This is a genomic window from Kitasatospora sp. NPDC058162 (assembly GCF_042884005.1).
Lineage (GTDB): Bacteria > Actinomycetota > Actinomycetes > Streptomycetales > Streptomycetaceae > Kitasatospora.
Window position 1 is genome coordinate 40,627 of the sequence record NZ_JBHVUS010000004.1, and the last position, 21,459, is coordinate 62,085.

Annotated in this window: 16 protein-coding genes; 11 read left to right on the forward strand and 5 right to left on the reverse strand. The window is 74.3% G+C overall.

What is annotated here, in order from left to right:
* The first annotated feature begins 26 nt into the window (after positions 1 to 26).
* The 8 genes from ACFVXG_RS09320 to ACFVXG_RS09355 all read left to right on the forward strand — a co-directional run bounded on the left by ACFVXG_RS09320 (position 27) and on the right by ACFVXG_RS09355 (position 12,141).
* Entirely contained in the window at positions 27 to 7,088 is a 7,062-nt protein-coding gene (locus ACFVXG_RS09320; RefSeq protein WP_387926487.1) for an amino acid adenylation domain-containing protein, read from the forward strand.
* Between the two features lie 100 nt (positions 7,089 to 7,188).
* On the forward strand, positions 7,189 to 7,395 hold the full coding sequence (locus ACFVXG_RS09325) for an MbtH family protein (RefSeq protein ID WP_030289532.1): 207 nt from the start codon (positions 7,189 to 7,191) through the stop codon (positions 7,393 to 7,395).
* A gap of 68 nt (positions 7,396 to 7,463) precedes the next feature.
* The gene (locus ACFVXG_RS09330; RefSeq protein ID WP_387925826.1) at positions 7,464 to 7,712 is read left to right on the forward strand and encodes an acyl carrier protein; all 249 of its coding nucleotides are present in this window, start codon (positions 7,464 to 7,466) and stop codon (positions 7,710 to 7,712) included.
* Positions 7,709 to 8,941: a beta-ketoacyl-[acyl-carrier-protein] synthase family protein gene (locus tag ACFVXG_RS09335; RefSeq protein ID WP_387925828.1), complete on the forward strand. Its 1,233-nt coding sequence runs from the start codon at positions 7,709 to 7,711 to the stop codon at positions 8,939 to 8,941. The genes ACFVXG_RS09330 and ACFVXG_RS09335 overlap by 4 nt, the downstream gene beginning before the upstream one ends.
* Positions 8,938 to 9,966 carry a beta-ketoacyl synthase N-terminal-like domain-containing protein gene (locus tag ACFVXG_RS09340; RefSeq protein ID WP_387925830.1) on the forward strand — a complete coding sequence of 343 codons (1,029 nt, stop codon included), beginning with the start codon at positions 8,938 to 8,940 and terminating at the stop codon, positions 9,964 to 9,966. The genes ACFVXG_RS09335 and ACFVXG_RS09340 overlap by 4 nt, the downstream gene beginning before the upstream one ends.
* Complete coding sequence (gene fabG / locus ACFVXG_RS09345; protein ID WP_387925832.1) at positions 9,963 to 10,703, forward strand: 3-oxoacyl-ACP reductase FabG; 741 nt, start codon at positions 9,963 to 9,965, stop codon at positions 10,701 to 10,703. Before ACFVXG_RS09340 ends, fabG begins: the two co-directional genes overlap by 4 nt.
* A gap of 46 nt (positions 10,704 to 10,749) precedes the next feature.
* The gene (locus ACFVXG_RS09350) at positions 10,750 to 11,859 is read left to right on the forward strand and encodes a methyltransferase (RefSeq protein ID WP_387925834.1); all 1,110 of its coding nucleotides are present in this window, start codon (positions 10,750 to 10,752) and stop codon (positions 11,857 to 11,859) included.
* A 90-nt stretch (positions 11,860 to 11,949) separates the two neighbouring features.
* Entirely contained in the window at positions 11,950 to 12,141 is a 192-nt protein-coding gene (locus ACFVXG_RS09355; RefSeq protein WP_387925835.1) for an acyl-CoA carboxylase epsilon subunit, read from the forward strand.
* 53 nt (positions 12,142 to 12,194) lie between these two features.
* Here ACFVXG_RS09355 and ACFVXG_RS09360 read toward each other — a convergent pair whose 3' ends face one another.
* Positions 12,195 to 14,234: a serine hydrolase domain-containing protein gene (locus ACFVXG_RS09360; protein ID WP_387925837.1), complete on the reverse strand. Its 2,040-nt coding sequence runs from the start codon at positions 14,232 to 14,234 to the stop codon at positions 12,195 to 12,197.
* 251 nt (positions 14,235 to 14,485) lie between these two features.
* Between ACFVXG_RS09360 and ACFVXG_RS09365 the strand changes: the two genes are divergently transcribed.
* On the forward strand, positions 14,486 to 15,853 hold the full coding sequence (locus ACFVXG_RS09365) for a sensor histidine kinase (RefSeq protein WP_387925838.1): 1,368 nt from the start codon (positions 14,486 to 14,488) through the stop codon (positions 15,851 to 15,853).
* Complete coding sequence (locus ACFVXG_RS09370; RefSeq protein WP_387925840.1) at positions 15,817 to 16,467, forward strand: LuxR C-terminal-related transcriptional regulator; 651 nt, start codon at positions 15,817 to 15,819, stop codon at positions 16,465 to 16,467. Before ACFVXG_RS09365 ends, ACFVXG_RS09370 begins: the two co-directional genes overlap by 37 nt.
* A gap of 57 nt (positions 16,468 to 16,524) precedes the next feature.
* Here ACFVXG_RS09370 and ACFVXG_RS09375 read toward each other — a convergent pair whose 3' ends face one another.
* From ACFVXG_RS09375 to ACFVXG_RS09385, 3 genes are all read right to left on the reverse strand, one after another.
* Positions 16,525 to 17,361: a class I SAM-dependent methyltransferase gene (locus ACFVXG_RS09375; protein ID WP_387925842.1), complete on the reverse strand. Its 837-nt coding sequence runs from the start codon at positions 17,359 to 17,361 to the stop codon at positions 16,525 to 16,527.
* A 93-nt stretch (positions 17,362 to 17,454) separates the two neighbouring features.
* Positions 17,455 to 18,435, reverse strand: a complete 981-nt coding sequence (locus tag ACFVXG_RS09380) for an NAD(P)/FAD-dependent oxidoreductase (RefSeq protein WP_387925844.1) — start codon at positions 18,433 to 18,435, stop codon at positions 17,455 to 17,457.
* Positions 18,436 to 18,533: 98 nt separating this feature from the next.
* Positions 18,534 to 19,508: a hypothetical protein gene (locus ACFVXG_RS09385; protein ID WP_387925846.1), complete on the reverse strand. Its 975-nt coding sequence runs from the start codon at positions 19,506 to 19,508 to the stop codon at positions 18,534 to 18,536.
* 173 nt (positions 19,509 to 19,681) lie between these two features.
* Between ACFVXG_RS09385 and ACFVXG_RS09390 the strand changes: the two genes are divergently transcribed.
* Positions 19,682 to 20,737: an aldo/keto reductase gene (locus ACFVXG_RS09390; protein WP_387925848.1), complete on the forward strand. Its 1,056-nt coding sequence runs from the start codon at positions 19,682 to 19,684 to the stop codon at positions 20,735 to 20,737.
* A gap of 129 nt (positions 20,738 to 20,866) precedes the next feature.
* On the opposite strand, the gene ACFVXG_RS09395 is transcribed toward ACFVXG_RS09390, so the two are convergent.
* On the reverse strand, positions 20,867 to 21,436 hold the full coding sequence (locus tag ACFVXG_RS09395) for a GNAT family N-acetyltransferase (protein WP_387925850.1): 570 nt from the start codon (positions 21,434 to 21,436) through the stop codon (positions 20,867 to 20,869).
* Positions 21,437 to 21,459: the final 23 nt, after the last annotated feature.

Below are 21,459 nucleotides of genomic sequence, written 5' to 3' on the forward strand. Positions count from 1 at the left end.
GCTCCAATCTGAGCGACATCCTGCCGGTGGCACCACTGCAGGAAGGGCTGATGTTCCACGCGCAGTACCACCGCGAGGAACTCGACGTCTACACCGTGCAGTTGGTGCTGGACCTGGCCGGCGCCCTGGACCCGGCCCGGCTCCGCGGGGCGGTCACCGCGCTGCTGGAGCGCCACCCCAACCTGCGGGCCGCCTTCCGCTACCGCAGGAACGGCGACCCGGTGCAGGTCGTACCGCGCGAGGTCCCGCTGGACTGGCGCGAGGTCGACCTGCGGGACCTGCTCACCGCAGCGGACGAGTTGGCCGAGCAGGACCGGCTGCGCCCCTTCGACCTGGCCCGCCCGCCGCTGCTGCGGTTCAGCCTGCTGCGGCTGGGCGACCGGCAGTACCGGCTGGTGCTGACCGCCCACCAGATCCTGTTCGACGGCTGGTCGATGCCGGTCGTGGTGCGCGAGCTGTTCGCCTGCTACGCCGACGGCGGCGCCTCGCTGCCCCGCCCCGCGCCGTACAAGTCCTACCTGGCCCACCTGGCCCGACAGGACCGGGCCGCCGCCGAGGCCGCCTGGACGGCCGCGCTGGACGGCTTCACCGAGCCCACCCGGTTGTCCGGCACGGCCGGCGTCGAGCCACCCCGGCGCGGCATGCCCGGCGAGCACGCCGTCGAGCTGGACGAGCGGGAGTTCGCCGCGCTCACCGGCTGGGCCCGCGCCCGCGGCCTGACCGTCAACACCGTGGTGCAGGGCGCCTGGGCCACCGTGCTGGGCACCCTCACCGGGCTGCGCGACATCGTCTTCGGCGGCACCGTCTCCGGCCGCCCGCCGGAGCTGCCCGGCGTCGAGGGCATGGTCGGGCTGTTCATCAACACCCTGCCGGTCCGGGTCGACCTGGACCCGGCGCAGAGCTTCACCGAGCTGCTGAGCGCCCTCCAGGACCGCCAGTCCGTCCTGCTCCCGCACCAGCACCTCGGCCTCAACGCCATCCAGCGCCTCGCCGGGGTCGGCGACCTCTTCGACAGCGTGCTGGTCTTCGAGAACTACCCGCTGGACCCGCAGGCGCTGGCCGGCGAGGTCGCCGGACTGCGGCTGACCGGGCTGCGGGCCGGCGACGCCAACCACTACCCGCTCAGCCTGATGGCCCTGCCCGGCGAGCGGCTGCGCCTCCAAGTCGGCTACGACACCGGCCGGTTCACCCCGGCCGAGGCCGCCGTCGTGGCCGAGCGGCTGCGCCACGTGCTGCGCACCGCCCAGGCCGAGCCGGACCGCCCGCTCGGGCAGCTGGACCTGCTGCTGCCCGGCGAGCGCGCCCGGCTGGCCGTCCCCGCCCCGGAGCCGGCCGAGACCGACCCGTGGACGGATGTGGTGGCGCGGGTCCAGGAGTTCGCCCGGACCACCCCGACGGCCGTCGCCGTCTCCGACGGCACCGAGCGGCTCGGCTACCGCGAACTGGCCGGCCGGGCCGGCGCCGTGTCCCGGGCACTGGCCGGGGCGGGCGCCGCGGACGGACCGGTCGGGGTGCTGGCCCCGCCCGGCTGCGGCTTCGTCACCGCCGTCCTCGGCGTGCTCGGCGCGGGCGCGGCCTGGCTGCCGCTGGACGTCGCCGCGCCGGTCAAGCGCGGCGCCGTGCTGGCCGCCGAGGCCCGGGTCGGCGCCCTGCTGGTCGGCCCCGGCGAGCGCGCCCTGGCCGCCGAACTGCTGGCCGAGGCCGGGCTGGACGTCCCGGTCCTGGACATCTCGACCCTCAAGCCGGGAGCGGCCACCGCCGAGCGGCCGCCCGCCCCGCGCGGCACGGGCGACGACCTGGCGTACGTCATCTTCACCTCGGGCTCCACCGGCCGCCCCAAGGGCGCCATGGTGCACCGGGCGGGCATGGTCAACCACCTGCTCGCCAAGGTCGCCGACCTGGAGCTGGACGGGCACACCGTGCTGGTCCACAACGCCCCGGTCACCTTCGACATCTCGGTCTGGCAGATGCTCGCCGCGCTGGTCGTCGGCGGGCGGCTGCGGGTCACCGGCCGCGAACTCGCCGCCGACCCGCAGGCCCTGTTCGGCCTGGTCGCCCCCGAGGGCGTCACCGTGCTGGAGGTCGTCCCCTCGCTGCTGCGCACCGCCCTGGACAGCTGGGACGACGGCGCCGAGCCGCCCGTCCTGGACGGGCTGCGCAAGCTGGTGGTCACCGGCGAGGCGCTGCCCGCCGACCTGGCCCACCGCTGGTTCGCCCGCTACCCGGCGGTCCCGCTGGTCAACGCGTACGGGCCGACCGAATGCTCGGACGACGTCACCCACGCCGTGATCGGCTCCCCGGCCGAGCTGGACTCGGTGCGCGCCCCGATCGGCCGGGCCGTCCGCGGCACCGGGCTGTACGTCCTGGACGACGCGCTGCGCCCCGCCCCGGACGGCGTCCCCGGCGAGCTGTACGTGGGCGGGCGCGGCGTCGGCCGCGGCTACCTCGACCAGCCCGGCCGCACCGCCGCGGTGTTCGTCGCCGACCCGTTCAGCCCGCTGCCGGGCGCGCGGATGTACCGCACCGGCGACCGGGTGGTCCGACGGCCGGACGGGCAGCTGGAGTTCCTGGAGCGGGTCGACCACCAGGTCAAGATCCGCGGCCACCGGATCGAGCCCGGCGAGGTCGAGGCCGCGCTGCGCTCGATCGAGCAGGTCGGCGACGCCGTGGTGGTGGTCCGCCGCGGCGGGGCCGGCGACGCCCGGCTGGTCGGCTACCTGACCGGCCCGGTCGACTCGGCCCGGTGCCGGGCCGCGGCCGCCGCGCTGCTGCCCGAGTACATGGTGCCGTCCGCCCTGGTGGTGCTGGACGCCCTGCCGCTGACCCCCAACGGCAAGGTGGACCGCAAGGCGCTGCCCGAGGCCGAGCTCGCCGCCTCGACCGGCCGCGGCCCGCGCACCCCGCAGGAGGAGGTGCTGTGCGCCGCCTTCGCCGAGGTGCTCGACCTGCCGGAGGTCGGCATCGACGAGGACTTCTTCCAGCTCGGCGGCCACTCGCTGCTCGCCACCCGGCTGGTCAGCCGGGTGCGCACGCTGCTCGGCGCCGAACTGGCGCTGCGCACGGTCTTCGAGGCGCCCACCGTGGCCGCGCTGGCCGGGCGGCTGACCCGGGACGCCGTCCGCCCCGCGCTGACCGCCGGGGCCCGCCCGGACCTGCTGCCGCTGTCGTACGCCCAGCAGCGGCTCTGGTTCCTGGACCGGCTGGAGGGGCCCTCCGCCACCTACAACCTGCCCTGGACGCTGCGGCTGCGCGGCCCGCTGGACCGCGCCGCGCTGACCGCCGCGCTGACCGACGTGGTCGGCCGGCACGAGAGTCTGCGCACCGTCTTCCCGGACCGCGACGGCCTGCCGTACCAGCGGGTCCTCTCCGTCGAGCAGGCCGCCGTCGAGCTGCCCGTCCGCGAACTCCCGGAGGCCGAACTCCCGCAGGCGGCGCAGGAGTTCGCCAGCGGAACCGTCGACCTGGCGAACCGGCCGCCGATCCGCGCCACGCTGCTCGCGGCCGGCCCCGAGGACCACCTGCTGGTCGTGGTGATCCACCACATCGCCGGGGACGGCTGGTCCAACGGGCCGCTCGCCCGCGACCTCTCCACCGCCTACACCGCCCGGCTGGCCGGCCGCGCCCCCGCCTGGACGCCGCTGCCGGTGCAGTACGCCGACTACGCGCTCTGGCAGCGCGAACTGCTCGGCGCGGAGGGCGACGACGAGTCCCTCCTCGCCCGCCAGACCGCCTACTGGAAGCAGCAGTTGGCCGGACTGCCGGAGGAGCTCCAGCTCCCGGTGGAGACCCCCCGCCGGGCCACCGCCGGCTACCGCGGCGCCGCCGTCCGCTTCGCCGTCCCGGCCGAACTGCACCGCCGGGCGACCGCCCTGGCCCGGCAGAGCGGGGCCAGCCTGTTCATGGTGCTCCAGGCCGCACTGGCCACCCTGTACGGCAAACTCGGTGCCGGCACCGACATCCCGCTCGGCACCCCGATCGCCGGCCGCACCGACGACGCCCTGGACGACCTGGTCGGCATGTTCGTCAACACCCTGGTGCTGCGCACCGACCTGTCCGGCGACCCGACCTTCCGCGAACTGCTGGACCGGGTCAAGGCCGTCGACCTGGCCGCCTACGCCCACCAGGACCTGCCGTTCGAGAAGCTGGTCGACGCCCTCGGCCCCGAGCGCGCCCCGGCCCGCAACCCGCTGTTCCAGACCCTGCTGGCCCTGCACAACAACGCCGCCGCCCGGCTGGAGCTGCCCGGCATCACCGCCGAGGCGGGCGCGGCCGAGCTCGGCGTGGCCCGGCTCGACCTCTCCTTCGAACTCGCCGAACGCTCCGGCCCGGACGGCCCCGGCGGCCTCGACGGCCGACTGGAGTACAGCACCGACCTGTTCGGCGCGGCCGGCGCCCAGCGCCTGGCCGACCGGCTGGTGCACCTGCTGGGCGTGCTGGTCGACCGGCCGGACCGGCCGATCGGCGCCGCCCCGGTACTGCTGCCCGGCGAGCAGGAGGAACTGCTGGCCGTCGGGACCGGCGCCGCCGCCCACGGCGACGGGCAGTCGCTGGCCGCCCTGCTGGAGGCCACCGCGGACGCCCACCCGGACGGGATCGCGCTCGAATTCGCCGACCGGCAGCTCGACTTCGCCGAACTGCACCGGCGGGCCAACCGGCTCGCCCGCACCCTGATCGACCAGGGCGCCGAACCGGACCGGCTGGTGGCGATCGCCCTGCCGCGCTCGGTCGACCTGGTGGTCGCGGCGCTCGCGGTGGTCAAGAGCGGGGCCGCGTACCTGCCGATCGACCCGTCCTACCCGGCCGACCGGATCGCCGGAATGGTCAAGGACGCCCGGCCGGTGCTGACCGTCACCACGGCCGGGACGGCCGCCGCCGTCCCCGGCCTGGACGCCGGCCCGCTCCTGCTGCTGGACGACCCGGCCACCCGTGCCCTGGTCGAGCGGCAGCCCGCGGGCCACCCGCACCCGGCCGCGCCGGTACGCCCCGAGCACGCCGCGTACGTCATCTACACCTCGGGCTCCACCGGCCGCCCCAAGGGCGTCGTGGTGCCGCGCGGCGCACTGGTCAACCACCTGCTGGACCTGGCCGGCCGGCTCGACCTCACCCCCGGACGCACCCTGCTGGCCGTCACCACCTTCGGCTTCGACATCGCCAACCTGGAGCTCTTCGGCCCCTTGCTCGGCGGCGCCCGGCTGGTGCTCGCCCCGCTGGAGACCGTCCGCGACCCGGAACTGCTCGCCGGACTGATCGACGACAGCCGGCCGGACGTCCTCCAGGCCACCCCGACGCTGTGGCACGCGCTGGTCACCACCCGACCACGGGCCCTGGCCGGACTGCACGTCCTGACCGGCGGCGAGGCGCTCCCCCCGGCCCTGGCCGCGGCGCTGACCGGCGCCGCCGCGAAGGTCGACAACCTGTACGGCCCGACCGAGGCCACCATCTGGTCGCTGGTCGCGGACGTCCCGCCCGACCAGGACGGCACCCCGCCGATCGGCCGCCCGCTGGCCGGCAACCAGGTCCGGCTGCTGGACGCCGCACTGCGCCCGGTGCCACCGGGGGTCGTCGGCGAGCTGTACCTGGCCGGCGCGGGCCTCGCCCGGGGCTACCTGGACCGCCCGGGCCTGACCGCCGAACGCTTCACCGCCGACCCGTACGGGCCGCCCGGCACCCGGATGTACCGCACCGGGGACCTCGCCCGGTGGCGGCCGGACGGCTCGGTCGACTACCTCGGCCGGGTGGACCACCAGGTGAAGATCCGCGGCTTCCGGATCGAACTCGGCGAAATAGAAGCCGTCCTGACGGACCATCCGCTGGTCGAACGGGCCGCGGTGACCGACCTGGAGGACTCCCCCGGCACGCGCCGACTGGTCGCCTACCTCGTGCCCGCCGGCCCGGAACGACCCGAACCGGCCGCACTGCGGGCCCACTTGGCCGCCGTCCTACCGGAGTACATGCTCCCGTCCGCCTACGTCCCGCTGGAGGCCCTGCCGCTCACCCCGAACGGCAAGGTGGACCGCAAGGCACTGCCCGCCCCCGGGGCCGCCGACCGGGCGGTGGCCCGCTCGGACGGCCGCGCGCCCGACGGACCGGTCGAACTCGCCCTGGCCCGGGTCTTCGCCGACGTGCTCGGCCTGGACCGGGTCGGGGCCGAGGACGGCTTCTTCGAGCTGGGCGGCGACAGCCTGAAATCCATCCAACTGGTCAGCCGCGCCCGCACGGCCGGACTGTCGCTCACCCCAGCCGACGTCTTCGCCCACCGCACCGTGGCCGGCCTGGCCCTGGTGGCCGGCGCGGTCGACGGCACCGGTGTGCCCGAGGACCCGTTCGCGCCCGTCCTGGCGATCCGGCCGACCGGCACCCGCCGCCCGCTGTTCTGCGTGCACGGCGCCGTCGGACTCGGCTGGCCGTTCCTGACCCTCGCCGCGGAAATTGACGCGGACATTCCCTTGTATGCTTTCCAGGCCGCCGGGATAAGCTCGCCGGAAACGGCCCCGAGGTCCGTCCGGGAAATCGCCGGAAAATATCTCGAAGAAATGCTGGAAATCCAGCCGCAGGGGCCCTACCGTATTCTCGGCTGGTCGTTCGGAGGGCTCGTCGCCCACGAGATCGCCGTCCAGCTGCAGGCCCGCGGCGCACAGGTCGAACTGCTCGCCGACCTGGACGGCTACCCCGGCACCGGCGCACCCGCCGAGGACGCGCCGGACGACCGGGCCGTCCTGGCCGAACTGCTCGAACGGGCCGGCCTCCCCGGCGACGGCCCGCTCGACCCCGGCACCGCACGCCGGCGCCTGGCCGAGGCCGGCAACGCGCTCGCGGAGCTGGACGAGACCGAGCTGGTCCGACTGCTCGGGGTGATCCGCACCCACAGCGCGCTCGGCGAGACCCACCGCCCCGGCCACTACCAGGGGGACCTCCTCCTGTTCACGGCCACCCACGGCGTCGCCCCGGGCGACCCGGACGCGGAGTCCTGGCGGGAGCACGTGACCGGCCGGATCCTCCGGCACCCGGTCGACAGCGACCACGACTCCATGCTCGAACCGGCGCCGGCCGCATTCATCGGAAAGACCCTGTCGGCCGCCCTGAAATAACCTCCCGGAAGAACCGGCGACCACCCCGGAAATACCACCCGGGGGCCACTGCGCCCGAAAGCCGGACGATTTCCGGGAATTCCGAAAGGACCGAGAAATCATGAGCAATCCGTTCGACGACGAGCAGGGCACCTTCCTCGTCCTCGCCAACCACGAGAACCAGCACAGCCTCTGGCCCGCCTTCGCCGAGGTCCCGGCCGGCTGGCGGACCGTCAAGGGCGCGAGCACCCGGCAGGAGGCGCTCGACCACATCGAGCGCACCTGGACGGACCTGCGCCCGCAGAGCCTGATCGACGCCACCGCCTGAACACGCCCCGAACACCACCACCCGAGCACCACCCACCCGAGCACCACGACACAGCCGAGGAGCACCCCATGAGCACCATCGCCATCGACGAGTCCAAGGTCCGCGAGATCGTCGCCGACTGCCTCGACCTCGAACTGGACGAGCTGACCCTCACCGACCACTTCATCGACCACTACGGCGCCGACTCGCTGAACGCCATCGAGGTCCTCGCCCGCCTGGAGAAGGAGTTCCACGTCACCATCCCGCAGGAGGAGCTGTCCAACATGGTCAACCTGGCCGCCGTGCTGGACGTCCTGTCCCGGGCGACCGCGCGATGAACGAGCCGCAGCGCGTGGTGGTGACCGGCATCGGCGTCCTGTCGAGCATCGGCAACGGCGTCGAGGACTTCACCGCGGCCCTGCGCGAGGGCCGCTGCGGCGCCGGTCCGATCACCAGCTTCGACACCACCGGGTTCCTCCGCACCTCCGGCCACGAGGTCAGCGGCTTCGAGCCGGAGCAGTGGATCCACCGCCTCCCGGTCGAACAGCTCGGCCGCGCCACCCAGTTCGCCGTCGCGGCGGCCCGGATGGCCGTCCGGGACGCCGGGCTCGACGAGCGCGAGCTCGCCGGGCTCCGGGCCCAGATCACCATCGGCACCACCGACGGCGAGGCCCCCGAGCTGGACAAGCTGATGGCGGAGTCGGTCGCCGAGGGGCCGGAGCACCCGGCCGACCAGCTGGTGGCCGGCCGCCTGCCGGCCCACCAGCTGGCCCTGGCGATCGCCCGGGAGCTGCGGCTCCCCCGGGTGGTCCCGACCGTCCTCGGCACCGCCTGCGCGGCCGGGAACTACGCGATCGGCGACGGCTTCGACGCCGTGCGCACCGGCGAGGCGGACATCGCCGTCGTCGGCGGCGCGGACGCGCTCTGCCGCCGCACCTTCGCCGGGTTCAGCCGGCTCGGCCTGGTCTCCTCCGACGTCTGCCGTCCGTTCGACGCCGACCGCGAAGGGCTGCTCACGGCCGAGGGCGCGGGGGTCCTCGTCCTGGAGACGCTCGACTCCGCCCGGCGCCGCGGCGCCCGGATCTACGCCGAACTGCTCGGCTACGGGCTCAACTGCGACGCCCACCACCCGACCGCCCCCGACCAGTCGAGCGTCGCCCGCTGCATGGAGCTGGCGCTCAACGACGCCGGGGTCAAGACGGCCGAGGTGGACCTGGTCTCCGCCCACGGCACCGGCACCCCCACCAACGACATCACCGAGACCCGCGCGATCCGCGAGGTCTTCGGCGACACCCCGCCGCGCACCGTCGCCCTCAAGGCGATGCTCGGCCACTCGATGGGCGCGGCGAGCGCGCTCGGCGCGGCCGCCTCGGCGCTCGCGCTGGCCCACGGGTTCATCCCGCCCACCGTCAACCACCGCACCACCGACCCCCAGTGCCAGATCGACTGCGTGCCCAACCACTCCGTCCCCGCGGACCTCCGGGTGGTGGTCAACAACGGACTGGCCTTCGGCGGCAACAACGCCTCCGTCGTCCTGGGACGCCACGAGGAGGAGCCCAGCCGATGAAGGAGCGCACGATCCACCGGGACCGGCCGCTGATCACCGCGTGGTCCGCCGTCTCCCCCTTCGGCCTCGGCCGCGACGCGTTCGCGGCCGGGGTCGGCCGGGGCGAACCGGCCCACCAGGTCCCCGACTTCGAGACCCGCAAGGTGCTCGGCAAGGCCGGCACCCGCACCTTCGACCGGGCCACCGGCCTGGCCGTCACCGCCGTCCGCGAACTGCTCGGCGAGGCCGAGGCCGCGCAGCACCCGATCGCCACCGGCAGCGGCACCGCCCTCGTCCTCGGCACCACCCTCGGCAGCGCCCACAGCGCCGCCGGGTTCAGCCGGGCCTCCTTCGAGGGCGACAAGCCCTACGACGTGCCCGCCCAGCTGATGCCGAACGTGCTGATGAACGGCCCGGCCGCGGCCACCGCCATCCGCTTCGACCTCAAGGGCCCCAACACCACCCTGGCCGGCGGGGCCGCGGGCGGCCTGCTCGCCCTCGGCTACGCCCGCCGCCTGCTGGCGGCCGGCCGCGCCGAACGCGCCCTGGTCGGCGCGGTGGAGGAGCAGTCCGAGACCCGCGACTGGCTGGCCGGGGAGACCGACCGGCCCAGCGGTGAGGGCAGCGCCGTCCTGCTGGTGGAGACCGAGCGGACGCTGCCGCCCGGCCGCCGGGTGCTGGCCGAACTGCTGGCCCTGGACGTCCGGTTGGACGTCGACGACGACCCGCAGGCGGCCCTGGCCGCCACCGTCCACGACGCCCTCGCCCAGGCCGGGGCGACCCCCGACCAGGTCTGGGCCGCGGCCGTCACCGGGCAGCCGGCCCGCGACCAGCTCGCCGACCTGCTCGGCCGCGAGGCCGTCGACCGGGTCCCCGACCTGCTCGGCGACACCGGGTCGGCCGGCACCGTCTTCTCCCTCACCACCGTCCTGTCCCTGGCCGAAGGCGACCCCGCGGCGGCCGGCCGGCTCGCCGTGATCGCCTCGCTCGACCACCAGGGCCTGGCCGCCTGCGCCGTCCTGCGCCTCACCGGCGGTGACCGATGAGCGACCCCGGCACCGTCCTGATCAGCGGCGGCTCCCGCGGCATCGGCAAGGCGGCCGCCCTGCGCCTCGCCACCGAGGGCTTCGCGATCAGCTTCTGCTACCAGTCCGACCAGCAGTCCGCCGACCTCCTCGCCAAGGAGCTCGACGCCCTCGGCGCCACCGTCCTGGCCGAGAAGGTCGACGTCACCGACGCCGCCGCCGTCCGCGCCTGGGTCACCCGCACCGAACAGGAACTCGGCCCGATCACGGTCGCCGTCGCCAGCGCCGGCATCACCCGCGACAAGCCGCTGCTCCTGATGTCCGACGAGGACTGGCGGTCCGTCACCGACACCAACCTGACCGGCACCGCCAACCTCTGCCGGGCGGTGGCCTTCCCGATGGTCAAGCGCCGCGGCGGCTCGATCATCACCCTCAGCTCCGTCTCCGGCGTCTACGGCAACCCCGGCCAGAGCAACTACGCGGCCTCCAAGGCCGGCATCATCGCGCTCACCCGCGCCCTGGCCAAGGAGGTCGGCCGCTACGGGGTCCGGGTCAACGCGGTCGCCCCCGGCATGATCGAGACCGACATGACCTCGGTGCTCACCGACGCCCAACGCACCGACGCCCTCAAGCACATCCCGCTCGGCCGCTTCGGCACGGCGGACGAGGTGGCCGACTCGGTCGCCTTCCTGGCGGGCCCGCAGTCCGCCTACCTCACCGGCTCGGTCCTGCAGATCGACGGCGGAATCGTCCTGTGACCGGCCGCACCAGACGCACCGTCAACCCCGACTAGGAGAAACGACCATGACCATCCCCGCCGTGCGCACCTTCGACAACCACACCCCGCTCGTCGACACCGAGCTGCTCCCCGGCCGCGGCACCGGCGTCAACGCCGCCCACCGGATGTACGAGCACCTCATCGGCATCTGGGCCACCGGCGTCATCGAGGCCGCCCACGACCTCGGCGCCTTCACCGCCCTGATCGCCGCCCCGGCCACCGCCGGCGAGCTCTCCACCCGGCTCGGCACCGATCTGCGCGCCACCCGCGTCCTGCTGGACGGGCTGGCCGCCTACGACGTGGTCGAGCGCAGCCGCGCGGCGGACGGCCAGGCCGTCTACACCCTGCCACCGGAGATGCACGACGTCTTCGCCCCCGAGGGCCTGTACAGCCTGGTCGGCAAGATCCGGCACGACCGCAACGTCGCCTGGGGCGCCTGGCGCAACCTCGCCACCAACGTCCGCACCGGCGCCCGCAACTCCGAGGGCTCCCAGCAGCTCAACCAGATCTCCGAGGAGGACTACACCTCCCTCGTCCGCGGCATCAACTTCTGGGCCCCGCCGATCGCCGCCACCCTCGCCGACGCCCTCCGCCAACAGGGCTGGACCGACGGCACCGGCCGCACCCTCCTCGACGTCGGCTGCGGCACCGGCATCTACAGCCAGCTGCTCCTCCAGGAGTTCAACGGCCTCAACGCCCGCGCCCTGGACGCCGAGCGGATCGTCCCGATCGCCAACGCCCAGGCCCACCGCCTCGGCGTCGCGGACCGCTTCAACCCGGAGATCGCCGACTTCTGGTCCGACGACTGGGGCACCGGCGTCGACGTCGCCCTCTTCGTCAACATCTTCCACCTCCAGACCCCCGAGTCGGCCCGCGAACTCCTCCTCCGCTCCGCCAAGGCCCTCACCGAGGACGGCGTCATCGCCATCGCCGACCACATCGTCGACGAGGACAGCACCGACGGGAACACCCAGAACCGCTTCTTCCGCCTCTTCGCCGCCTCCATGCTCGCCACCGGCGGCGGCGACGCCTTCACCGTCCACGACTACGACCAGTGGCTCGCCGACGCCGGCCTGCGCCGCGTCGCCCTCCTCGACACCCCCATGCACCGCCTCCTCCTGGTCAAGCGCGCCTGACCAGCCCCCGCTCCACCCCCTCACCACCCCTCGACGGCCCCGACGCCCCGCGTCGGGGCCGTCGGGGTTCCCCACCACCCGGAGGCCCCGATGACCGACCGCCCCACCCTCTTCCACACCACCCACGACCTCACCCCCGAAGAGATCGCCACCCTCACCGTCCTGCTCCTCCGAAACGCCCGAACGCTCCCCGCCCCCGGACCCACCCGCCGCACCGCCCGCTGGCACGACCTCTCCCTCCGCCCACCCACCCCCGCCACCTCCTGGCAGATCGTCGCCTGACACCCGACGGCCCCCGGCGCCGCCGCCGGGGGCCGTGGCCGTCCTCTCCCGCCTCACCCGATCAGATCCAAGGAGCCCGCCAAGTGCCCGGTCCCGATGAGGTCGTAGCCCCCGGCCAGCAGCAGGAACAGCACCGCCGCCACCGCCACCACGGTGTAGTGGAGCCGCCCGAACACCCCCCACCACCCGCGCACCCAGGCCACCACCGCACAGACCACCATCAGCAGAGCCAGCACCAGCCCCGCGAGGTACATCGCCGGCACCACCGTCAACAGCGGCGAATCCCCCAGGAACAGCGTCTGGTTGAGCTCATTGGAGTCCGAGGTCAGCAGGGCGAAGCACCCCGTGGCGGCGACCAGCAGCACCCCGGTCACCCACCCCAGCAACCGCACCACCGGCTGCCCGGCTCGCCCCTTGCCCCGCACCGACCGCACCACCGCGGCCACCAGCCACCCGATCACCGTCAGCCCCAGCACCACCAAGCTCCCGAGAGCGACCCACTGGTGCAGCCCGGGGGCCTGGTACCAGGCCAACGGCTCATAGGCGACGGTCGGATCGCTGTCGGTCAGCATCGACACGACCTCCCCGCCCCCGTCCAACTCGAAGGCGATCCGGGCGCTCCCACCCACCTGCTGGAACAGCCCCGGCTCCACCTGCTGCCACCGCGTCTCACCCTCCTGCGGATCCCGGCTCACCGGCCCGGAGACGACCAACTCCCCACCCCGCGCAGCGACATGCACCGATCCCATCAGCGCCGACGCCCTGGTCAGGTTCGACTGGCTGACCCGCGTCGACCGGTAGTCCCCGGTGAACTTCCCGAGCCCCCCACCCACCACCGCCGGAGCGGCGGCGGCCGGGGCCGGATAGAACCGATCCACGAACCCGTTCAGCACCTGCTGCGTCATCCACCCACCCGTGGAGTCCTCCCCGTCCCCGTTCACGGTCACGTACAGCCCGACCCCCCGCGCCGGCAGCAGCGCCAGATTGCTGTGGAACCCGGGCACGTCCCCGTCCTTGACCAGCAGCTGCTCACCACCCCGGACACGCTGCTCGAGCAGGTACGCCATCCCGGGCATCCGCTGGTCCGGCCCGAAGTGCCGGCCGAGCAGCAAAGCAGCCCCCTCCCCGTCGAGGACCGAACGGCCCTCCACCGACCCACCGTTCAGCACCGCGAGCATCAGCCGTCCCATATCCGCAACGGTGGTGACGGCGGCCGCACCGGTCGGGGTGAGCGGCCCGTACAGCCCCTCGGTCCCGGTCTGCCCGTCCCCGTCCGGCCGGTAGCCGTGGGCGAGTTCGGCGTCGATCGCCGCCGGGTGCGGCTGGCTGAAGCTGGTGCGCTCCATACCCAGCGGCTGCAGCACGTGCTCCGCGACATACCGGTCGAAGGGCTGTCCGGAAACCACCTCGACCAGGTAACCGGCCAGCGCGACACCGTAGTTGTCGTACGCAGCGACCACCCCGGGCGCCCGGACCCGGTCCGGCTGGTGGGCGGCCAGCGCGTCACCCAGGCTCCCGACGTGCTGCGGACCGGCCTCGGCCAGCCCCATGAAGGTGTCGTCGAAGCCGCCGGTGTGGGTGAGCAAGTTCTCCACCGTGACCGGGTGCCCCGGGTAGCTGTCCCTGATCTTGAACTTCTCCAGGTACGCGTTCACGTCCGCGTGCAGGTCCAACTTCCCGGCCCTCACCTCCTGAAGGACTGCAACGGCAGTGAACACCTTCGCGTCGGAGCCCATGAAGAAAGCGGTCCGGTCGGCGTCGACGGCCTTGTGACCGGGCACGTCGGAGACGCCGTAGCCACCGGCGAAGACCTGCTTGCCGCCGGCCACCACGCTGACCGCCGCACCGGGGATCCTGTGCTCGGTGAGCAGCTTCGGCACGACCTCGTCGAACAGCCGCTTCACCGCCCCCTCATCAGGCGGAGCCGTCGAGCTTCCCACCGAACTCCCGCCTCCCACACCGGCGGTGGCCGCATGGGCCCGGTCCGGCGTGAGCCCGTACAGGAACAGCCCGACCGCCGCCAGCACCAGAACCAGTCGCACCCAACCCCGCCGCACCACCGGCCGGTTCCCCTCGGTACGTCGCACACCCATGATGAACTCCCCTTCGAAACACACACGTTGGTGGAACGCGGCGAGCCGCTTCCCGACCCTCGAAACACTAGGTCGGGTGGCATTCCCGGGACATGGCCTCTGGGCGTCGATCGGGGGGTGTACCCAGGTACCACCAACAGGGGTCCAGGGCCCAGTGATCGGAGCGGCGGCGAACGGCAGGCTGGATGTCGTCAGCAAGCAACGGGTAGGGATACCGGCCGCGAGGCCGTCACGGAAAGGGCCGAGCGGTCATGACGAGCAGCATCACCACGGGAGTTGTGAACAACGTGCAGAACACCGACACCACGACCGGCCGCACCGGACGGCGGAACCCGCTCGGCGTCCTGCGCAACGCCGTCGTCTCCCTCCTCCGCGGCCCGGCCCTGGCCGCGTTCGTGGTGCCGCAGCTCGCCCTGATCACCGCCGCGGGCGTCGCCGCCGGATTCGTCGGCCTCGGCGTCGGCGTCCTGCTGGTGCCGCCCGTGATCCTGGCCGCCCGCGCCCTCGCCGGCCTCCGGCGCGGGCTCGCCGCCCGCTGGTCCGGCATCGAGATCCGCGACCCCTACCAGCCGCTGCCGGAGGCCGAACCGGGCATCAAGGGCGCCTGGCAGCGCTGCCAGGCGATGCTGGCCGACCAGGCCACCTGGCGCGACCTGCTCTGGCTGCTGGTCGACCCGATGGTCGGCTTCACGGTGGCGCTGCTCCCGCTCATGGTGGTCGCCTACGGGGTCTTCGGCCTGGTGCTGCCGCAGGTCTGGCAGTCGATCGCCGACCACGGCGGCAACACCTGGTACCTGTGGATCCACGTCACCGACTCGGGTACCGCCGGCACCGCCGCCCTGTTCGGCGTCCCGGTGATCCTGGCCGGCCTGGCGATCGCCCCCGGTGCGCTGCGCGGCCACTCCGCGCTGGCCAAGGCGCTGCTCGGCCCGACCGCCCGGGCCGAGGCGCTGGCCGCCGAGCGCAAGGTCGCGCACCTCACCGAGACCCGGCGCGACGCGCTGACCACCCAGGCCGCCGAACTGCGCCGGATCGAGCGGGACCTGCACGACGGAGCGCAGGCCCGGCTGGTGGCCATGGGCATGAACCTGGGCGTCGCCGAGCGGCTGGTCGAGCGTGACCCGGAGGCCGCGAAGCAGCTGCTCGCCGAGACCCGCCAGGCCTCCGCCTCCGCCCTCAACGAGCTGCGCGACCTGGTCCGCGGCATCCACCCGCCGGTACTGGCCGACCGCGGCCTGGCCGACGCCGTCAAGGCCCTGTGCATGAACAGCCCGCTGGACGTGACGGTCTCCGCCGAGCTGCCGGGCCGCCCCGAGGCCCCGGTCGAGTCGGCCGTCTACTTCGCCGTCTCCGAGGCCCTCACCAACGCCGCCAAGCACTCCGGCGCCAGCCGGGTCGACGTCCAACTCTGGTACGAGAACGGCACCCTGAAGGCCCAGATCACCGACGACGGCACCGGCGGCGCCGACCCCTCGCGCGGCACCGGCCTGCGCGGCCTGGAGCGCCGGCTTGCTACCTTCGACGGAGTCCTGGCCGTCCGCAGCCCGCTCGGCGGCCCCACGACCCTGACGATGGAGCTGCCGTGCGAGTTGTACTCGCCGAAGACCTCTTCCTCCTGAGGGACGGTCTGGTCCGGATGCTGCAGGCCTACGACTTCGAGGTCGTGGCCGCGGTGGACACCGGACCGGACCTGCTGCAGGCCCTCCTCACCGAACGCCCGGACGTGGCAGTCGTCGACGTACGACTCCCCCCGACGTTCACCGACGAGGGCCTGCAGGCGGCTCTGGAAGCGCGCCGGCAGATCCCCGGCCTGCCGGTGCTGGTGCTCTCCCAGTACGTCGAGCAGCTCTACGCCAAGGAGTTGCTCGCCGACGGCAGCGGCGCCATCGGCTACCTCCTCAAGGACCGGGTCTTCGACCCCGACGAGTTCGTGGCCACCGTCCACCGGGTGGCCGCGGGCGGCACCGCCCTCGACCCCCAGGTGATCGCGATGCTGGTCAACACCAACGGCCGCAGCAAGCCCCTGGAGCGCCTGACGCCGCGTGAGCGCGAAGTCCTGGAACTCATGGCGGAGGGACGCTCGAACGGGGCCATCGCCGAACGGATGGTGATCACCGAGCGGGCCGTGAAGAAGCACACCGCGAACATCTTCCTCAAACTCGACCTGCCGCCCTCCGAAGAGGACCACCGCCGGGTGCTGGCCGTCCTGGCCTTCCTCCAAGTCGCCCCCTGACGACCTACGACGCGGTCTCCCCTGCCACCCCCCACCCCAGCCCCGCGCAGCGGAACCTCACCCCCGCCGCCCGGTATGCACCGTCATCGCCGCCAGGTAAAACGCATCCCCCCGCCGCAAGATCCCCGTCCCCCCGTCCCGGTCGATCAGCGCCTCCAACGTCGCCCGGTCCTCCGGGCCCAGCACCTCGGCAAGCTGGTCGTGCCGCCGGACCAGCTGGGTGTGCAGGTACTCCCGGACGGAGGGGGCCAGCGGCGCCGGGTGGTCGACCAGGAAGGTCCGGGTGCCGCTGGGCACCAGTCCGGCCCGCCGCAGCATGGCCGGCCAGTCCTCGATCTCCTCGGTGGTGCCGGGCAGTTCGGCCCGCATGGCGGCGAAGCCGTCCTCGTGGGCCGCGTCCAGCCGGGCCTGGAAGCCGGGCCGGCCGAGGCCGAAGTCGCGGGGCAGGAAGCGCGGCGGCAGGCCGCTCTCCGCGACGGCGAGCAGGCCCCCGGGCCGCAGCCGTCCGGCCAGCGCGGTGAGGGCGGCCTGCTGGTCGCCGAGGTGGTGGATGGCGTTCCCGGACCAGATCAGGTCGGCCTCGCCGAGCTTGTCGAACTCCTCGGGCAGATCGGCCTGTTGGGTGCCCACCCGACCCCCGGAGCGGCCCCGGGCACGCTCCAGCAGGGCGGCCGACTGATCGACGGCGACCACCTCGGCCGCCGGGAAGACCTCCGCGAGCAGCCCCGCGATCACCCCGGGCCCGGCGCCGACGTCGAGCACCCGACGCACCCCGCCCTCCCCGGCGAGCCCGGACAGCCACTGCCCGGCCGCCGTCACGGCTTCGGCCCGCAGATCGGCCTCCCGTTCCAGGTGCGCCGCGAGCGCGTCCCAATCCAAATCAGCAGCCGGCACCTGCCCATGCTGGTGCTTCCCGTGCCCATGCCCATGCTCGTGTGCAGACATGATGTTCCCTCTCCAGTGGTAGGTCGGTGGTAGCTTCCCCGCTCAGACGGCCAAGGCCGGCCCGGACGCGCGGCACAGGGCGACCGCCCGTCCGATCTCCTCGTCCACCAGATCGTGGTCGAGGGCGAAGGCGGCGGCCGCGCCCATCCCGGCCGCGACGATCACCTGGGCGCGCGGGTCGACGACGTTGCCGACCGCCCAGACCCCGGGGACGCTGGTGCGCCCGGTCCGGTCGGTGGTGACCCAGCCGTTGTCGTCCCGGGCGCAGTCCAGGCCGAAGAGCAGCGCGTCCCGGGGCACCGGCTGCGGGAAGACGAAGACGGCCTCACGGGTGACCACCTGCCCGGTGTCGAGTTCGACACCGCGCAGCCGCCCGTCGTCGGCGACCACCCGGACGATCCGGCCCTCGACCACCCGTACGCCACGCGCCGCGCACCGCTCCCGGTCGGCACCGGTGAGCTCCTGGGTGTGCGCGAACAGCACCACGTCCGCCGACCACCCCCGCAGCAGCAGCGCCTGGTTGACGGCCCCCGGGCCGGTGCCGAGCACCCCGAGCGGGCGGTCGCGGACCTCCCAGCCGTGGCAGTACGGGCAGTGCAGCACGTCCCGGCCCCAGCGTTCGGCGAGGCCGGGCAGGTCCGGCAGGCCGTCCCGCAGCCCGGTGGCGACGACGATCCGGCGCGCGTGCAGCACCGGTCCGCCCGCCAGGTGGACCACGAAGCCGAGTTCGGCCGGTCCGGCGTGCTCGACGTGTTCGACCCGCCCGTCGATCAGGTCCACCCCGTACCGGGCGACCTCCTCGCGGCCGACCGCGAGCAGTGCGGCCGGGGGCATGCCGTCCCGGCTCAGGAAGCCCTGCATGTGGGCGGCGGGGGCGTTGCGCGGCTCACCCGCGTCCACCACCGCGACCCGTCGCCTGGCCCGGCCCAGCACCAGGGCGGCGTTCAGTCCCGCCGGTCCGGCGCCGACCACCACCGCGTCGTAGCGCCCCGCCGTACCGTTCTCGCCGTTCTTCTCGGTCATCGTCGCTCACCTCCACCGCCAGGCTGCGACCGACCATCCCGTATCGGCAAGCTTTGTTGCCACCTCAGCAAACACCCCCTTCCTCACCTCCTCCCCCCTCACGCCCCGGTCCGCCGCCAGTACGACCGGGCGGCCACCGCCAGCGCCACCCCGTACCCGGCGAACGCGCACATCCCGACCCAGCCGATCTGGATCGCCTGCTCCGGCGTCCCCAGCGCACCCACCCGCATCCCGATCACCCCGGCCGTACACAGCACCAGGTAGCCGATCCCGAGCAGCCCGTACGGCGCCAGCGTGACCGCGCCGATCAGCGCCGGGGTGAGCGGCAGCCAACGCGGCACGGCCCGGCCGCGCAGCGGCAGGGTCCAGCGCGGGAACACCTGCCCCCACGGCCGCACCAGCCCCCACAGCAGGAACACCCCGAGCGCCGCCAGCAGCACGGTGCCGTCCAGCCCCCAGCGCTCCAGGGTGAGCCAGAGCCCGGAGGAGCCGTTGCGCACGTAGTCGGCGTACATCTGGTCGCCGCTGATCCCCGCGAAACTGCCGCCCAGGGCCCAGATCAGCTTCATCACCACGTACGGCACAAAGGCCAAGGTCCCAGCCCAAGCCGCGAGTTGGACGGCAGCCGGAGCCACCGAGGGCGCCGCCCGACCCACCACCGCCCGACCTGCAACCGCCCCCCGTGCCCGGGCGGTGGCCGCCAGCAGCAACGCCCCGCCCGCCGCCAACGCCTTGTGCACCGCGTCCGGAACGCTGTCCACGGCCTGCCCGAACAGCAGCGTCACCACGTCCATCAGCAAGCTCCAGGACGCCACCGCGGCCAGCCCGCACAGCACCCACAACACCCCGGTCAGCCCCCGCCCCGACCCCGGCCGCCCCCTCCCCGGCCGCCCCCGCGCCGCCGCCCACCCGGCCCCGACCGCCGCCACCCCCACCCCGGCGACCACCCACCCGACCCAGCCGGTCCCCCACAGCGCCGTCCCGCTCAGCCCGCAGCCCAGCCCGAACCCGGCGTACCCGAGCCCCCAGCCGACCACCGCCCGACCGTCCCCCACCCACTCCCTCATCACCATGGCCCCAGGCTCACCCGCCCACCCCGGCCCCGGCCTCCCCCGGCATGACCATCCCGCTCCCCCGCCCGGGGGATCCCCTTGCCTTGGAGCGCACTCCAACTCCTAGCCTCTATCCCGCCACCACCCGCACCGCCCCACCCCCGCACCACCCCACCGACCACGGGAGTACGCCCATGCGCTACCGCACCCTCGGCGGCACCGGCATCGAGGTCAGCGCCTACTGCCTCGGCACGATGATGTTCGGCGCCATCGGCAACCCCGACCACGACGACTGCGCCCGGATCATCAACACCGCCCTCGACCGGGGCATCAACTTCGTCGACACCGCCGACATCTACTCGGCCGGCGAGTCCGAGGAGATCGTCGGGAAGACCCTGGCCGCCCGCGGCGACCGGGACGACATCGTGCTCGCCACCAAGGTGCACTTCCCGATGGGCGAGGGCCCGGGCCGCGGCGGCAACTCGCGACGCTGGATCGTCCGCGAGGTCGAGGCGAGCCTGCGCCGGCTGCGCACCGACCGGATCGACCTCTACCAGGTCCACCGGCCGGACCACACCACGGACATCGAGGAGACCCTCGCCGTCCTGGGCGACCTCGTCCGGGCCGGCAAGATCCTCGCCTTCGGCTGCTCGACCTTCCCCGCCGAGCAGATCGTCGACGCCCACCACGTCGCCGAGCGCCGCGCCCTGCCCCGCTTCCGCACCGAGCAGCCGCCCTACTCACTGCTCGCCCGCGGCATCGAGCGGGACGTCCTGCCGGTGGTGCAGCGGCTCGGCATGGGCGCGCTGACCTGGGGCCCGCTGGCCGGCGGCTTCCTCACCGGCCGCTACCGCAAGGACCGCCCGATCGACCTCACCACCGGCCGCGCCGCCCTCAACCCGGGCCGCTTCGACCCGGCGCTGCCCGGCACGGCCGCCAAGCTGGACGCGGTCGAGGCCTTCACCGCACTCGCCGCCGACCTCGGCCGCACCCTGCCCGAACTGGCCACCGCCTTCCCGCTGGCCCACCCGGCCGTCACCTCGGTGATCCTCGGCCCGCGCACCATGGAGCAGCTCGAATCCGCCCTGGGCGCCGCCGACCTGGTCCTCGACGACGCCACCCTGGACCGCATCGACGCCATCGTCCCGCCCGGCACCGACCTCTACCGCGCCGACGGCGCCTGGCAGCCCCCGTCCCTCACCACCCCCACCCTCCGCCGCCGCCCCCTCCCCGACCGCCCCGCCTCCTGACCCGCACCGAGCACCGCCACGACGACCCCTGGGAGCGGGCCTGCCCGGGCGACACCGACGCGGACCGGTCGCCACCCGATCCAGCGGCCACCCGAGCCACCCCCGGCGCCCCTCCCCCTTCCGCTGCCGCTACCCCCTCGGGGCGGCGAAGCAGTGGACGACGACCGTGCGCCCGGAGTCCCAGCGCTGGTCGCCGCTGCCGAGCAGGGTCCAGCCGAGGCGCCGGTAGAGCGCCAGGGCGGCGGTGTCGGTGGCGAGCACATCCAGCACCGGGTGCAGGCCGAGGGTCCGGGCGTGCACCACGGCGTGGGCGAGCAGCCGGGTGCCGGCGCCCAGGCCGCGGGCCGCCGGGGCGACGTACAGGCGGCCGATCAGGGCGGTGAGTTCCGGTCTGCCGCCGGTGCGCAGGCTCCACAGCCCGGGGGCCAGGTCCCCGGGTCCGCTGCGGATCAGACCGACGTGGCCGGCGATCCGCCCGTCCGCCTCGGCGACCCAGGCGGCCAGCAGGCCGTCCGGGGTGAGCCAGGCGGCGGGCCGTTCGGGCCACTCGGCGGGGTATCCGTCGGTGGCGTGGACGTCGCCCAGGGCCCGTACGCAGTCGGCGAGGTCGGCGGCGCGGCGTCGGCGGACGCCCACCCCCGCCCCGGTCTGCCGTGGGCCGGACGCGACGACATTGGCGCGTTCTTCAAGGTCAGCCATGCCGGTACGTTACCGGCCGGCCC